Annotated in this window: 12 protein-coding genes; 2 read left to right on the top strand and 10 right to left on the bottom strand. The window is 44.4% G+C overall.

The window, feature by feature from the left end; translation table 11 throughout:
* Positions 1-23: 23 nt before the first annotated feature.
* The 3 genes from C8N47_RS04990 to C8N47_RS04980 form a co-directional block, all read right to left on the bottom strand.
* Complete coding sequence (locus C8N47_RS04990; RefSeq protein ID WP_107821431.1) at positions 24-572, bottom strand: RNA polymerase sigma-70 factor; 549 nt, start codon at positions 570-572, stop codon at positions 24-26.
* A gap of 345 nt (positions 573-917) precedes the next feature.
* The gene (locus tag C8N47_RS04985; RefSeq protein WP_107821430.1) at positions 918-1,991 is read right to left on the bottom strand and encodes a 2-oxoacid:ferredoxin oxidoreductase subunit beta; all 1,074 of its coding nucleotides are present in this window, start codon (positions 1,989-1,991) and stop codon (positions 918-920) included.
* A 3-nt stretch (positions 1,992-1,994) separates the two neighbouring features.
* On the bottom strand, positions 1,995-3,833 hold the full coding sequence (locus C8N47_RS04980; RefSeq protein ID WP_107821429.1) for a 2-oxoacid:acceptor oxidoreductase subunit alpha: 1,839 nt from the start codon (positions 3,831-3,833) through the stop codon (positions 1,995-1,997).
* Positions 3,834-4,048: 215 nt separating this feature from the next.
* On the opposite strand from C8N47_RS04980, the gene C8N47_RS04975 reads away from it, so the two are divergent.
* Positions 4,049-4,588: a gamma carbonic anhydrase family protein gene (locus C8N47_RS04975; protein WP_107821428.1), complete on the top strand. Its 540-nt coding sequence runs from the start codon at positions 4,049-4,051 to the stop codon at positions 4,586-4,588.
* 20 nt (positions 4,589-4,608) lie between these two features.
* Entirely contained in the window at positions 4,609-5,508 is a 900-nt protein-coding gene (locus C8N47_RS04970) for a nucleotidyltransferase family protein (protein ID WP_107821427.1), read from the top strand.
* A gap of 240 nt (positions 5,509-5,748) precedes the next feature.
* Here the strand turns inward: C8N47_RS04970 and murI are convergent, their stop codons facing one another.
* From murI to C8N47_RS04935, 7 genes are all read right to left on the bottom strand, one after another.
* Positions 5,749-6,585 (bottom strand): glutamate racemase, encoded by an 837-nt coding sequence (murI, locus tag C8N47_RS04965; RefSeq protein WP_107821426.1) that lies wholly within the window; start codon positions 6,583-6,585, stop codon positions 5,749-5,751.
* Between the two features lie 72 nt (positions 6,586-6,657).
* Positions 6,658-7,164 carry an OmpH/Skp family outer membrane protein gene (locus C8N47_RS04960; RefSeq protein ID WP_107821425.1) on the bottom strand — a complete coding sequence of 169 codons (507 nt, stop codon included), beginning with the start codon at positions 7,162-7,164 and terminating at the stop codon, positions 6,658-6,660.
* A gap of 42 nt (positions 7,165-7,206) precedes the next feature.
* A complete protein-coding gene (locus tag C8N47_RS04955) occupies positions 7,207-7,719 on the bottom strand; it encodes an OmpH/Skp family outer membrane protein (protein ID WP_107821424.1) in 513 nt (170 codons plus the stop codon).
* A gap of 67 nt (positions 7,720-7,786) precedes the next feature.
* Positions 7,787-10,372, bottom strand: coding sequence for an outer membrane protein assembly factor BamA (gene bamA / locus C8N47_RS04950; protein ID WP_107821423.1), 2,586 nt, complete (start codon positions 10,370-10,372; stop codon positions 7,787-7,789).
* A gap of 14 nt (positions 10,373-10,386) precedes the next feature.
* On the bottom strand, positions 10,387-11,130 hold the full coding sequence (locus C8N47_RS04945; protein ID WP_107821422.1) for an undecaprenyl pyrophosphate synthase: 744 nt from the start codon (positions 11,128-11,130) through the stop codon (positions 10,387-10,389).
* Position 11,131: 1 nt separating this feature from the next.
* Complete coding sequence (gene porG, locus C8N47_RS04940) at positions 11,132-11,863, bottom strand: type IX secretion system protein PorG (RefSeq protein ID WP_107821421.1); 732 nt, start codon at positions 11,861-11,863, stop codon at positions 11,132-11,134.
* Positions 11,864-12,046: 183 nt separating this feature from the next.
* Entirely contained in the window at positions 12,047-12,931 is an 885-nt protein-coding gene (locus C8N47_RS04935; RefSeq protein WP_107821420.1) for an NAD kinase, read from the bottom strand.
* Positions 12,932-12,938: the final 7 nt, after the last annotated feature.

Raw genomic sequence — 12,938 nt, 5'->3', positions numbered from 1 at the left:
TTTGATTTGCAGACAGGCGCTCGTTACAAATAGTCTTTCAATGAGCTACGCAGACACGACAAAGCCCTACTCATTTGCGTTTCGACTGTTTTTACCGAAATATTCAGTTCTTCAGCTATCTCGGCATATTTTAGCCCGGATTCGCGACTTAAAAGGAAAATGCGCCTACATTCGGAAGGAAGACCAGCAATGGCCGCATTAATTTCATCCTGCAGCTCTGCCGCTTCCAACGACTGAACGACCATGTTATCCTTTTCATTGGCCGCATACAACAGATATAGTACCGACTGAAATTTGTCAACCACGCGTTTATGTTGCAGCATGTTTAAACAGGCATTTTTTACCGACCGAAACAGGTAGAATTTCAGGTCATCATCCAACGGCAGCAGGTCGCGTTTATTCCACACTTTCAAAAAAACGTCCTGAACAACCTCTTTCGACTCTTCGGCATTGTTTGTATAACGATCAGCAAAACAACACAATCGAACAAAATATTCCCGAAAAACAGATTCAAACTGCTTTTCGGTCTGCAAAGCCGTATTCGGGATTGTTTTGGTCAGTTTAAAGTTCATTCGGTTCGTTTCTGCAAAAAAGCTTATCCAGCTGGTTGAAATAATAGCCCAACAAACATATATGAAAACGTTTACAATACAAAGTAGATATGTTTAGCAATTGTAAAATTTCCACAACGCTTGTGAAGCCGATCGCCAGATTACATTCAAAAATCCGGCATTCGATCGATCACCAGTGGCAAGCAAACTAGCTGCGCTCCTCGGTTCAAGATCCATTTATCAAGCAGTTGACTTATTCTTCTTCCCTCTTCGAATACCCAATAGTATCGTAGCTAGCGGTACATGACTCACCAGAACAAGAAAAGGAGGCCGAAGCCTCCTTTCTGAAATGAAATATTGCGTGTTTTAAGCGTCTTTCAGCGGACATTTTTTCAGGAAGAAAGGAACAGGTTCACTGCTCGATTCTTCATCGACCTTCCAGGTGTTACCCGAGCGCAACAGCTCGTCAACATTCGAAATCTTACGAGAAGCCTGTACCGTCTCAATCTGGCTTCTCACAGCCTGATCGTAAACAGGAGCATCAACGCTGCGAATAACGCCCATTGCAACCGGAAATTCGGGCAAGGCCATATTGATCAATGCCAGGTGCAGAGTCGGATCAGCTGTTTTAGCATCGTGAACCAAAATATCGCCCAGGGTATATCCGTCAGTTCCGATGGTTACAACTTTCAGCTTGCCATTTTCGAACACAAGGCCTTTTTCGCTTTCGTTGCCAAAAAGCATCGGTTTGCCGTGCTCCAGGAACAACTGCCGCTCGTTGCGAAACTTGGGATCAGCAATCTCTGCATGAATTCCATCGTTAAAGATCACACAGTTCTGAAGCACTTCAACAACGGAAGTTCCTTCATGCTCTGCGGCAAGTTTCAACACCTCCTGCGTATGTTTCACATTTCCGTCGACCGCGCGGGCAAAAAAGTTACCGCTCGCCCCCAATACCAACTGACCGGGAATAAACGGGTCTTCAACGGTTCCGAATGGCGAAGTCTTTGTCACAACACCACGATCGGAAGTTGGCGAATATTGTCCTTTGGTAAGACCATAAATCTTATTATTGAAGAGCACCAGATTCACATCGATGTTACGGCGCACCAAGTGGATAAAGTGGTTTCCACCAATCGCCAATGAATCACCGTCACCGGTAATTACCCAAACGTTCAGATCGGGATTTGCGGTTTTCACACCCGAAGCAATTGCAGTAGCACGCCCGTGAATGGAATGGAAACCAAAGGTGCTCATATAATACGGGAAACGAGAAGAACAGCCGATACCTGAAATAACCGCAAATTTTTCGTGCGGAATATTCATTTCGGCCATGGTGCGCTGCACGGCATTCATAATTGCATAGTCGCCACAGCCGGGGCACCAGCGAACCTCGTTTTCACTCTTAAAATCTTTTGCAGTATAGTTGAATTCAGCCATTAATTAGTCCTCCAGTAATTGATTAAAGTTTTGTGTAAGCTCCAGTACAGTGAATGGTAAACCTTTCACCTTGTTCACCTGATGGTAAGTAAATCCGGGCACTTTATCGCGCAAATAACCGGCAAACTGCCCCATATTGAGCTCACATACCGCAATTTTCTTAAACTTGCTGAAAACATCTTTTGTATTGGCCGGCAGTGGCTTAATGAAATTGAAATGCGCTAATGAAACTGACTTTCCGGCATTTCTCATTTCACGAACAGCGCTTAAGGTATGTCCGTAGGTTCCTCCCCAGCTTACCACCAGCAAGTCGCCTTCCGGTTCGCCACACACTTCCAGTTGAGGCAGCATATCCACCACCCGTTCAACTTTCTCGGCCCGGTATTCGGTGTTTTTCTGGTGATTTTCGGGGTCATGACTCACCGAACCACTCAGGTTTTTCTCCAGTCCACCTACACGGTGCTGGAAACCTTCCCTACCCGGGATGGCCCACTCGCGGGCATAGTTTTTTTCGTCGCGTTTATAAGGTTGAAAAGACGCGCTATCTTTTGCAATACGCGGTGTAATTGAAGGCAGCTCATCCATCGATGGCACGCGCCATGGCTCGCTACCGTTTCCTAAGAAACCATCCGTCAACAAAACAACGGGCACCATACGCTCCAAAGCAATTTTTGCTGCCAGGAATGCATAGTAGAAACAATCGGAAGGAGTACTTGCTGCCAGCACCACAACCGGACTTTCTCCGTTACGGCCGTATAGCGTTTGCATTAAATCTGATTGCTCGGTTTTAGTTGGCAAGCCGGTTGACGGCCCCCCACGCTGTACATTCACAACAACCAGGGGAAGCTCAGCCATCACTGAAAGGCCAAGTGCTTCAGACTTCAGAGCGAAACCAGGACCCGAAGTGGAGGTCACAGCCAAGTCGCCGGCAAAAGCAGCGCCAATAGCCGTACAAATACCCGCAATCTCGTCTTCAGCCTGGAAGGTTTTCACGCCTAAATCTTTTCTTTCAGCCAGAGCTGTCAACACATCGGTAGCCGGAGTAATTGGGTAAGAGCCTAAAAACAGGTCTAAGCCAGCTTTTTCCGAGGCGGCCAACAGTCCCCATGCAGTAGCATTGTTACCGTTTATATTACGGTATATACCGCGTTCAATAGCCGCCGGATGCACAATGTATTGCGGCGTCATGTGTTGCATGTTCATTCCGTAGTTGTAACCGTCGTGCAACACGCGCAGGTTTGTTTCAACAACCAGCGGTTTTTTGGCAAATTTCTTCTTCAGATACCCCTCGATATAGTCCAGCGGACGACCAAACATCCAGCAAACCAATCCTAAAGCGAACATATTTTTACTTCGCAGAATGGATTTGTTATCCAAACCGTAGTCCTTCAAACTCTCACGAGTCAAGCTTGTGATTGGCACCGGAATTTTGGTGTAATCAATCAAATCGCACTCCGCAAAGGGGTCATCGGTTTTAAAGGCTGCTTTATCCAGGTTTTTTTGAGTGAATGAATCCGCATCAAAGATGATTGTTCCACCGGGATTCATAAATTTTGCGTTTGCTTTCACGGCAGCAGGGTTCATCGCAACCAGCACATGGGCATAATCTCCCGGTGTTGTAATTTGCTTTTTACCAAACTGAACCTGAAAGCCGGATACTCCTCCAACAGTACCCTGAGGCGCGCGGATTTCAGATGGATAGTCCGGGAAAGTTGAAATATCATTCCCAAACAATGCAGATGCATCCGAGAACAATGTTCCGGTCAACTGCATACCATCCCCCGAATCTCCGGAGAACCTGATAGCCACTTCTTCAAGTTCTATAACTTTTGCGTCTTTCATGTAATAAATATTTTAGATACCTACAATAATGCTTATGAATGTCAAAAAAAGAGCCCTTAAAAATAATAAATTGCCAGCCGATATCCTGAGCACCTCCTCTGCTTCGCTTGTACATCGGTATAAAAATAACCATTTATTAATAAGCTAATCAAGATCATGTTTCGTTATTAAAGGGATTACTATCTTTACAAGTCAATTAAAAAACAATACAGACTATGGCATTTATAAGAACACTTCGAGGAAAAACTCCGAAGTTCGGAGAAAATTGCTTTTTAGCTGAGAATGCGGCTGTTATAGGCGATGTTGAAATGGGAAACGACTGCAGTGTATGGTACAGTGCAGTAATCCGCGGCGATGTACATTCCATCCGAATCGGCAATAACACCAACATCCAGGACTGTGCCGTTATTCACGCTACTTATCAAAAGTCGCCTACCAATATTGGGGACGATGTTATTATTGCTCACGGCGCAATAGTTCACGGCTGCACGATCAAAAACCATGTAATGATTGGGATGAACGCCGTAGTGCTGGACGATGCAGTTGTGAATGACAATACCATTATTGCCGCAGGCTCGGTGGTTACTAAAGGTACTTTTGTTGAAGCAAACAGTGTGTACGCGGGTATCCCGGCAAAAAAAATAAAATCACTCAGTCCCGAGCTGGCGGCAAACGAACTACACCGCATTGCCAATGCATACAGCACCTATGCGGGTTGGTACGGTGAGCCCCAGGAAGCAGAAAACACGAAATAATTAACCATCCAAACAACAATATGAAACCAACACTACTAATCCTGGCTGCCGGTATGGGGAGCCGTTATGGAGGATTAAAGCAAATCGACCCCTTCGGGCCAAACGGAGAGACTATTCTTGAATATTCGGTATACGACGCAATTCGCGCGGGTTTTGGCAAAGTCGTCTTTGTGATTCGCGAAAGTTTTGCCGAAGCCTTCAAAGAACGATTCGATGAAAAACTAAACGGAAAAATTGAAGTTGAATACGTTTTTCAGGAGCTCGATAAGCTGCCCGTGGGATACAGCTGCCCCGAAGAACGTGAAAAACCTTGGGGCACCGGACATGCCATACTAATGGCCAAAGACGTCATCCGCGAGCCTTTTGCGGCCATTAACGCCGACGACTTTTACGGAGCGCAGGCCTTTCAAGCAATGGCCGATTTCTTCAATAAGCAGGTTTCGCAGAACACCTACAGCATGATTGGTTACCTCCTGAAAAATACCCTTTCGGAGAACGGAACAGTGAGCCGCGGCATTTGCAAAGCCGACAGCGAGGGTAATCTGGTTGAGATTACAGAACGTCACCAAATTCGTCGCCAAGGCGATGTAATTGTTTTCGAAAATGACGACAAGGCCTTGGTTGAAGTGGCGGAAAACACGCCGGCATCGATGAATTTCTGGGGCTTCCACCCCACCATTTTCAAGCACCTGGAAGAACAGTTCAAAGCATTTTTGGATGAAAAAATGACACTGCCCAAGTCGGAGTTCTACATCCCGAGCGTAGTCTTCGAGCTCATTCAATCAGGTGAAGTGAAAACAAAGGTTCTTGAAGCCGATTCACCTTGGTTTGGTGTTACCTACCCCGAAGACAAAGACTACGTAGTCGGACAGATTGCAAAATTAACCCAAGCCGGGGTGTATCCTCCTCAATTGTGGTAAAATAAGAGCAAACTCAGCCCGATCAAAACAGGGAGGTTCGATGACTTTGGGCCTTCCTGTTTATTTATTCGGCCAATAGTCCCACTCAAAAGCCTGTAAAACGGTATAAATGCTTCGCCGCTTTTGCAGAATAACCTCCCCTTCCGCGCCTTGCGGATTCGACAAGTGGTTTGTCAAAACATTCTGCGTTACAAATGTCCGATAGTCTGAAATCGGAACACCTAACGATCTATTCCGGTATTAAAGGTGAATTTTCTGCGCCTTTACCTCCTGCCCCATAAACTGCCGGGCCCGACGCTCAAAGAGTTCAACCTGCTCGGTCGTCAGGTAATTCAGGCGTCCGTTCTTCGTGCACGCCTGGTCCACTTCGGGATGTCGCGACAGGTAATCGACTAAACTGGCTGCAACGATCTTCCCCTGCTCCACAATCTCCACGTCAGGCTTGGGCAAATACTGCCGGATGCTATCGATTAAGAGCGGATAATGAGTGCAGCCCAAAATTAAAGTGTCCAACTGCGGATCGCTATTAAACAGGCGTTCCAAATCTCGCCGGATAAAATAATCGGCTCCAACGGTACCGATCTCACTATTTTCGACCACCGGTACCCACATGGGGCAGGCCTGCTGGGTTGTATTTGTCACGCAGCCACCCGACCATTTTTCGAGCTCTATGGGATACGATCGGGAGGCAACAGTACCCGAAGTTGCCAGAATGCCAACATGCCCGTTTTTGGTCGATTTTGACGCATATTCAACACTGGGACGAATCACGCCCAACACCCGCCTGGCGGGATCGATCTGTGGCAGATCGCGTTGCTGAATAGTCCGTAAAGCCTTTGCAGAGGCCGTATTGCAAGCCAAAATCACCAACCTGCAACCTTGCTCGAACAAAGCTTTAACAGCCTGAAGCGTGTACTCGTACACCACATCGAACGAGCGGGTACCGTAGGGTGTACGCGCATTGTCGCCCAGATACAAAAAATCATATTCGGGAAGTTGGTTAACAAACTCCTTCAACACAGTCAGTCCGCCATAGCCTGAGTCGAAAACACCAATGGGATGATATTCTGATGACATGTAATAGCTTTTCGACAAAAATAAAAAAAGCCACCTGAAACAGATGGCTTTTCGATAATTTATAGCTTGAAATTACATGCCTAATTTTGCCTTAACCAACGGTAGTAAATCGATACTTGCGTTTGATTTATACAACACAGCATTGGAATCGAATACATAAATAACCCCTTGCTCTTTAGCGACCACTTCAATTGTTTCGTTTGCCTTTTTAAGAATCGGCTGCATCAACTCAGCTTGCTTTTGCTGCATCTTTTGCTGTGCACTCTGATTGAATGTTTGAATCCGTTGTTGCAGATTCTGCAAATCTTCTTCCTTAGCCTGACGCACGATATCGGTCAATGAATCTGCTTTTTGAGTATATTCTGCTACTTTATCTTGAAATTCCTTTTGCATACTGGCTAACTGATCCTCAAGACCTTTGGCCTGAGCTTCCAGTGTTTTTTGGGCAGCTGCAGTTTCAGGCATCTCTTGTATTAAAGCTTGTGAATCGATATGCGCAAACTTCAAGTTTTGTGCTTTAACAATTCCTGCTGAAAACAACATAATCGCTACCAGACAAATTTTCACAACGTTTTTCATAATCTTATATTGATGTTAATTTTGGTGAACAAATTTAGAATATTAATTCTTATAACCAAGTTTTTGCAAAACCTGATCGCTTAAGTCGAACTTCGGATTGGTATACAACATCGACATTCCTCCCGACTTGTCAAAAATCACGGCATAACTGCCTTCGTTTGCGATTTCCTGCACTGCATTGAAGATATCATCCTGTATGGGCTTAACAAATCCTTCACGCTTTTTATACAGTTCTCCCTCGGGACCAAAATACTGTCGCTGAGCGGATTTGTATTCCTTCTCCTTCGAAATAATTACATCTTCGCGTTTGCGTTTCATATCATCCGATAGCAAGACTGCCTCGGTTTGGTAATCACTGTACATTTTTTCCAGTTCAGCATGCATAGTTTCAAGTTCCTTCTGGTACTGATTGGAAATCTGATCCAATTGCTGTTGAGCAGCGGTATAGGCCGGAATATTTTCCAGAATATAATCTGTATCTACAAAGGCATATTTCTGTGCCCAGGTCGCACCTGCAACAAGCAGAAATGCAACAATAAATGCGATCTTTTTCATGTGTGTTCCATTTAATTGTTCCTACTGAAAACCAATAAACACAAAATCCAAGCCAAAGCGCTAAGTATCAGAACTGCTGTCCAATAACAAAGTGGAATTGACTTCCGGAGACGGAATCGTCGCCGTTAATATCGTCGAAACCATAGCCCCAGTCAATCCCCATCAGACCGAACATCGGCAGGAATATTCGCACACCGAGACCCGCTGATCGCTTGAGATCGAATGGATTATAGTCTTCGAAGTTCATCCACGCGTTCCCACCTTCCATAAAACCAAGCACATAGATCGTGGCCGAAGGCTTCAAGGTAACCGGATAGCGCAACTCCAGGGTAACTTTATCATACATATTCGAACCTGTGGTCGGACTCATACTATAATCCTGATAACCACGCAGTGAAACAATGTCGGCACCATAAAAATTGTATCCCGACATTCCGGATCCACCAACCCTAAACCTCTCGAAGGGCGATCGCCTATCCTTATCATAATAGCCGAGGAATCCGTACTCTACATTCGTGCGCAAAACCAAGTTTCTGTTTTTAGACAAAGGAGTATACCATCCACCTTTGAATTTCCACTTGTGATATTCAATCCAACTGTACCTTTCTTCACTTGTCAAATCCGTTCGACTATAGTCAACTCCATTGATCAGCGAAAATGGAGGAGTGAATTGTAACGAAAGTGAAAATTCCGATCCGCTCCGCGGGAACAGTGGTTGGTCAACTGAGTTTCGGGCAAAAGTTGTTTTGAAACTCAAATTGTTAAATTGCCCACTTCCGTCATCATTATCATCACTCAGGAAATAATAATAGTTGGCCATGTTCTGCAACTTGTAACGTTGGTAGGCTACTTCGTGATAAACCTGAAAATAATCATCGGGCCATTTTAACCGGTAACCATAACCGAGAGAAACAGACGAAGTGATCTGAATTTGATCAGCCGACGATTCTTCGTAATCGTAATTGTATCCATAACCGTAGCCGTAGCCATAATTATAACTGGAGTAACCACTTCCATAAGGACTGTAACTACTGTTATAATAATTATTTGCAGAGTAGTTTACCCGAGAACGTGAAAGTGAAATCGAGAATGAGTTTGGCTTTTTACCTCCTAACCAAGGCTCCACAAATGAAAGGCTGTATGAGTTATAAAATTTTCCACTGGTTTGTGCGCGGATTGCCAGGGTTTGTCCATCGCCGGTTGGCAGCGGACGCCAGGCCTCTTTGTTAAGGATATTGCGAACGGAGAAGTTAGAGAAACGTAAACCAATGGTACCCACAAACATACGTGCCCCCCAACCACCTGACAATTCAATCTGGTCGTTTGCCTTTTCCTGCAGCTCATATTTAATATCTACCGTACCGTCCTCTGGATGAGGAACCGGAACGGGATTAATTGCTTCAGGGTCAAAGTGTCCTAACTGCGACAACTCACGTACTGAACGAATAATCAGTGCCTTACTAAAAAGATCACCCGGGTAGGTCCGCAACTCACGACGAGCCACATGCTCATGAGTTTTTGTATTCCCTTCAATAATTACCTTATTAATAGTTGCTTGCGTTCCTTCGTAGATCCGCATTTCATAATTAATCGTATCGTCCTCAATACTAGCCTCTACCGGTTCGAGATTGAAGAAAAGATAACCGTTATCTAAATAAAGGTTGCTTACTGCATCTTCATCTTCATTCAAGCGCTTGTTCAAAGTCTTCTGATCGAACACATCCCCCTTCTTCACACCAAGCACAGCATCCAGATAATCAGAAGGATACACGGTATTCCCCATCCATCGAACATCACCAAAGTAATATTTATCGCCTTCATCAAGATAAATATCAATCTTCACGCGGCTATTTGGCAAAGGAGTAATCGTGTCGGCTACAATGGTAGCATCGCGATATCCTCTTTCATTGTATTTATCAATAATTAACCCCTTGTCTTCCTTATATTTATCTTGAAGAAACTTCTTAGTACGAAAGAAGTTCCTTATTCCGCGTTGATTTGTTTTCTTCATGGCCTTCCGCAATTGACTATCGCTTAAGTTTCCAACACCATGAAAAACAATCTGTTCAACCTTAACTTTTTCCTTTTTATCCACCATTATATCCAGGATAACACTATTTACCTGGCTTGTATCGTCACGTTGAACGATGTTCACCTCCGTGTTCAAGAATCCTTTTTCGTGAAAGATTCCGGAAATAATTCGCTCTGCATTAATCAGTTGATTATCGGTAACCTGACTACCTTTTAATAACAATACGCGTTCTGTAATATCATCGCGTTCCGATTTGCTGACACCAAAGAAATTCACATCCGCCAGGCGCGGCCGTTCCTGCAACTGAATTTGCAGCCATATTTGATCTCCGACAACTTTGGTCGCTTCAATACGAACGTCAGAAAACATCTGATTTCCCCAAAGCTTTTTTATGGCGTTGGAGATTTCCTCACCCGGAACGGTAATTTCCTCCCCTACTGTTAGTCCGGAGACCTGAATTAACACGTTCGTATCCAAATAGCGAATTCCGACAACTTCAATATCGGCTATCGTATATTTCTTTGGACTTGAATAGTAAATTGAAAAGTTGGTACCTTCTTCCTGAGCAAAGGCAGCCACACTCATCATAAGGAATACGAAGAAAATTTTGATTTTGTGCATTTCCTGATTATTGTTTAGCTCACAATTTGTTGACTGGTTTTTCCGAAACGACGTTCTCTGTTTTGAAAGTCGTACACCGCTTCAAACAAGTTTTCCTTGTTAAAGTCGGGCCATAATACCGGCGTAAAATAAAACTCGGTATAGGCGATCTGCCATAACAAAAAGTTACTTATTCGAGCTTCGCCGCTCGTGCGGATAAGTAACTCAGGATCGGGGATTCCATTCGTAGCTAAATATTTATCAATTAGTTCTTTGTTTATATCTTGAGGTTCTATCTTTTCATCTTTCACATCGACTGCGATTTGGCGCATTGCCTCAGTAATCTCCCACCGGGAGCTGTAGCTTAGCGCCAGAACCAACTGAAGCCCGTTGCAGTCTTTCAGCTCTTCGATCGACCAATTCAATTTTTGCTGCACTTCGCCAGGCAAGCTATTCACATCGCCGATCATACTCAGCTTGACATTCTTTCGCTTCAGCTCTTCTGTTTCATTATTTATAGCGTGCACCAACAGTCCCATCAGGGCGTCGACCTCGGCTTGCGGGCGCGACCAATTTTCGGTGGAAAAGGCGTAAAGAGTAAGGTACTTAATACCGATTTCGGCAGCTCCTTCAACTACAGAGCGAACAGACTCGACTCCATTCTCGTGTCCGAATACACGTTCATTGCCATGTAAAGCGGCCCATCGACCGTTTCCATCCATGATAATTGCGACGTGCTCAGGGATCTTATTCGTATTAAGTTTATCTTTCAAAGTCATTCTAATTTATATTATCATAGGCCGGGCATTTTTTGCCTCCCTGGTAAAACCGGTAGCAAACATGCACCCCCAGATGATAGGTCCAATCATTATTATGGAGTGTACTTCGGTACTCTGTCAAAACATTGGTTGTTGGATCAACAAAAGCTTTAGGATCATCCAGGTTATCCATTCGATCGTCGAAATATTTCCGAAACTGGCTTTCCAGCCCCACGCTCCATCTTTCGCCGATATTAAATTTAACCCCAAAACCAAAGGGAATATTTAACGCAGCAACATTCTTATCGTCAGCAGCAGGATCAACATAAGCACCAACGGCATTTAATGAGTCCGCGTCAAACTGATAAGGATACATACTTACACCCAATCCGCCAATCAGGTAAGTTGTAATGCTATGCTTACTACTTCCAATGATGTATTTAAAAAAGTTGAATTCGAACATGGCCGAGACGTCGGTAACTGTTTTACTGAACGCCCAGGCTGATGATTCGTATTCACCTTCAGCTTTCATTCTTTCCAACATGACGGTCCCCCGGATGGAATAGCGCGGATTAAAATTATAGCGCAAAAATATTCCGGCAGCGGGTCCCAAAGAACTTGATGTTTTGACATAGGTCATATCACCCGAATATGTACCTAAGCCACCCCAAAGGCCGATGTCAGCTGTTTGTTGTTGAGCTTGTGCAAATTGAATTAAGATCAAGCCCAAGACTACGAGAAACAATCTTTTCATGTACAATCTTTTTTTTGATGAACGGGTTGAAAAAAGACAGCATTGCCAGTTGTTTCAAGCATCAATATTACATCTGAACATAACACCTTCCAAAGGCTACAAAAGTAATATAATTCTCAAAACATCATGCTTGCCGCATACTATAAAACCCAAATTGAGGTTAAAAATTGTTAAGTCAGAAAATTAATTTCGACGGTCGGTTCCCCACATCAATTTGTTACGCAAAGTGCTAAAGAAGCCATAACCCGGGAGTTTCAGTGTTTTAACCTGAAAATTGGCTTTTCGAATTTCAACCGTCCCCGGGAAATTGATGGCTTGCGATCGCGAGTCAAGCGAACACAAAAATTGTTGCCCCCGCCCTTCCACGCTCAGCCGAATACGGCAATTATCGGGCACAACAATCGGCCGCATGGTTAGGTTATGAGGCGCAATAGGCGTAATCACGAAACTGTTCGAATTTGGCGGCAAAATAGGTCCTCCCACACTTAACGAATAAGCCGTTGAACCGGTCGGCGTACTGATGATCAGCCCGTCGGCCCAATAGGTTGTTAAATATTCATCATCTAAAAAAGTATGAATACTTATCATGGATGAATTATCCATTTTAGTGACCGTAACCTCGTTTAACGCATAGTTAAAATCGCCAAATAAATCGGTACCTTCTTCGAATTGAAGCACCGAACGTTCTTCAATTTCATACTGCCCGGCAAAGATCATCTCGATGGCTTCAGCCATATCCTCCCTCGAAATGGCCGATAAAAAGCCCAATCTCCCGGTATTAAAGCCAATCACGGGGATTGATTTATTCTTCAAGGTTAGCATCGACTTCAAAAGCGTTCCGTCGCCGCCAATGCTGAAGAGAAACTCGACCGACTCGGGCAACTCATAGCCAAAAGTGAAAAAACCTGCGATGCCCGAGTTGCAGGAGCAACGATCCTCTATGGAGTCGTAAAAAGGTTTGTAAATATAAATTGGAATGCCGCGCTCGTGAAGCAGCGCAAACAGCCGATTGAGGTCGGGCATAAAGGAAGAGTCAATACGGAGTCCAAAAACAGCTACGCTCGTCATGCTTAAT

Source organism: Mangrovibacterium marinum, from assembly GCF_003046625.1.
In the GTDB taxonomy this organism is placed as follows: domain Bacteria; phylum Bacteroidota; class Bacteroidia; order Bacteroidales; family Prolixibacteraceae; genus Mangrovibacterium; species Mangrovibacterium marinum.
Note: the sequence above shows the minus strand (reverse complement) of the source record. Positions and strands in the feature narration are given on the sequence as shown.

What these genes read in the sequence shown, in the direction of transcription:
- C8N47_RS04990 (WP_107821431.1), bottom strand. Translation starts at nt 572, where the DNA reads ATGAACTTTAAACTGACCAAAACAATCCCGAATACGGCTTTGCAGACC.
- C8N47_RS04985 (WP_107821430.1), bottom strand. Translation starts at nt 1,991, where the DNA reads ATGGCTGAATTCAACTATACTGCAAAAGATTTTAAGAGTGAAAACGAG.
- C8N47_RS04980 (WP_107821429.1), bottom strand. Translation starts at nt 3,833, where the DNA reads ATGAAAGACGCAAAAGTTATAGAACTTGAAGAAGTGGCTATCAGGTTC.
- C8N47_RS04975 (WP_107821428.1), top strand. Translation starts at nt 4,049, where the DNA reads ATGGCATTTATAAGAACACTTCGAGGAAAAACTCCGAAGTTCGGAGAA.
- C8N47_RS04970 (WP_107821427.1), top strand. Translation starts at nt 4,609, where the DNA reads ATGAAACCAACACTACTAATCCTGGCTGCCGGTATGGGGAGCCGTTAT.
- murI (WP_107821426.1), bottom strand. Translation starts at nt 6,585, where the DNA reads ATGTCATCAGAATATCATCCCATTGGTGTTTTCGACTCAGGCTATGGC.
- C8N47_RS04960 (WP_107821425.1), bottom strand. Translation starts at nt 7,164, where the DNA reads ATGAAAAACGTTGTGAAAATTTGTCTGGTAGCGATTATGTTGTTTTCA.
- C8N47_RS04955 (WP_107821424.1), bottom strand. Translation starts at nt 7,719, where the DNA reads ATGAAAAAGATCGCATTTATTGTTGCATTTCTGCTTGTTGCAGGTGCG.
- bamA (WP_107821423.1), bottom strand. Translation starts at nt 10,372, where the DNA reads ATGCACAAAATCAAAATTTTCTTCGTATTCCTTATGATGAGTGTGGCT.
- C8N47_RS04945 (WP_107821422.1), bottom strand. Translation starts at nt 11,130, where the DNA reads ATGACTTTGAAAGATAAACTTAATACGAATAAGATCCCTGAGCACGTC.
- porG (WP_107821421.1), bottom strand. Translation starts at nt 11,863, where the DNA reads ATGAAAAGATTGTTTCTCGTAGTCTTGGGCTTGATCTTAATTCAATTT.
- C8N47_RS04935 (WP_107821420.1), bottom strand. Translation starts at nt 12,931, where the DNA reads ATGACGAGCGTAGCTGTTTTTGGACTCCGTATTGACTCTTCCTTTATG.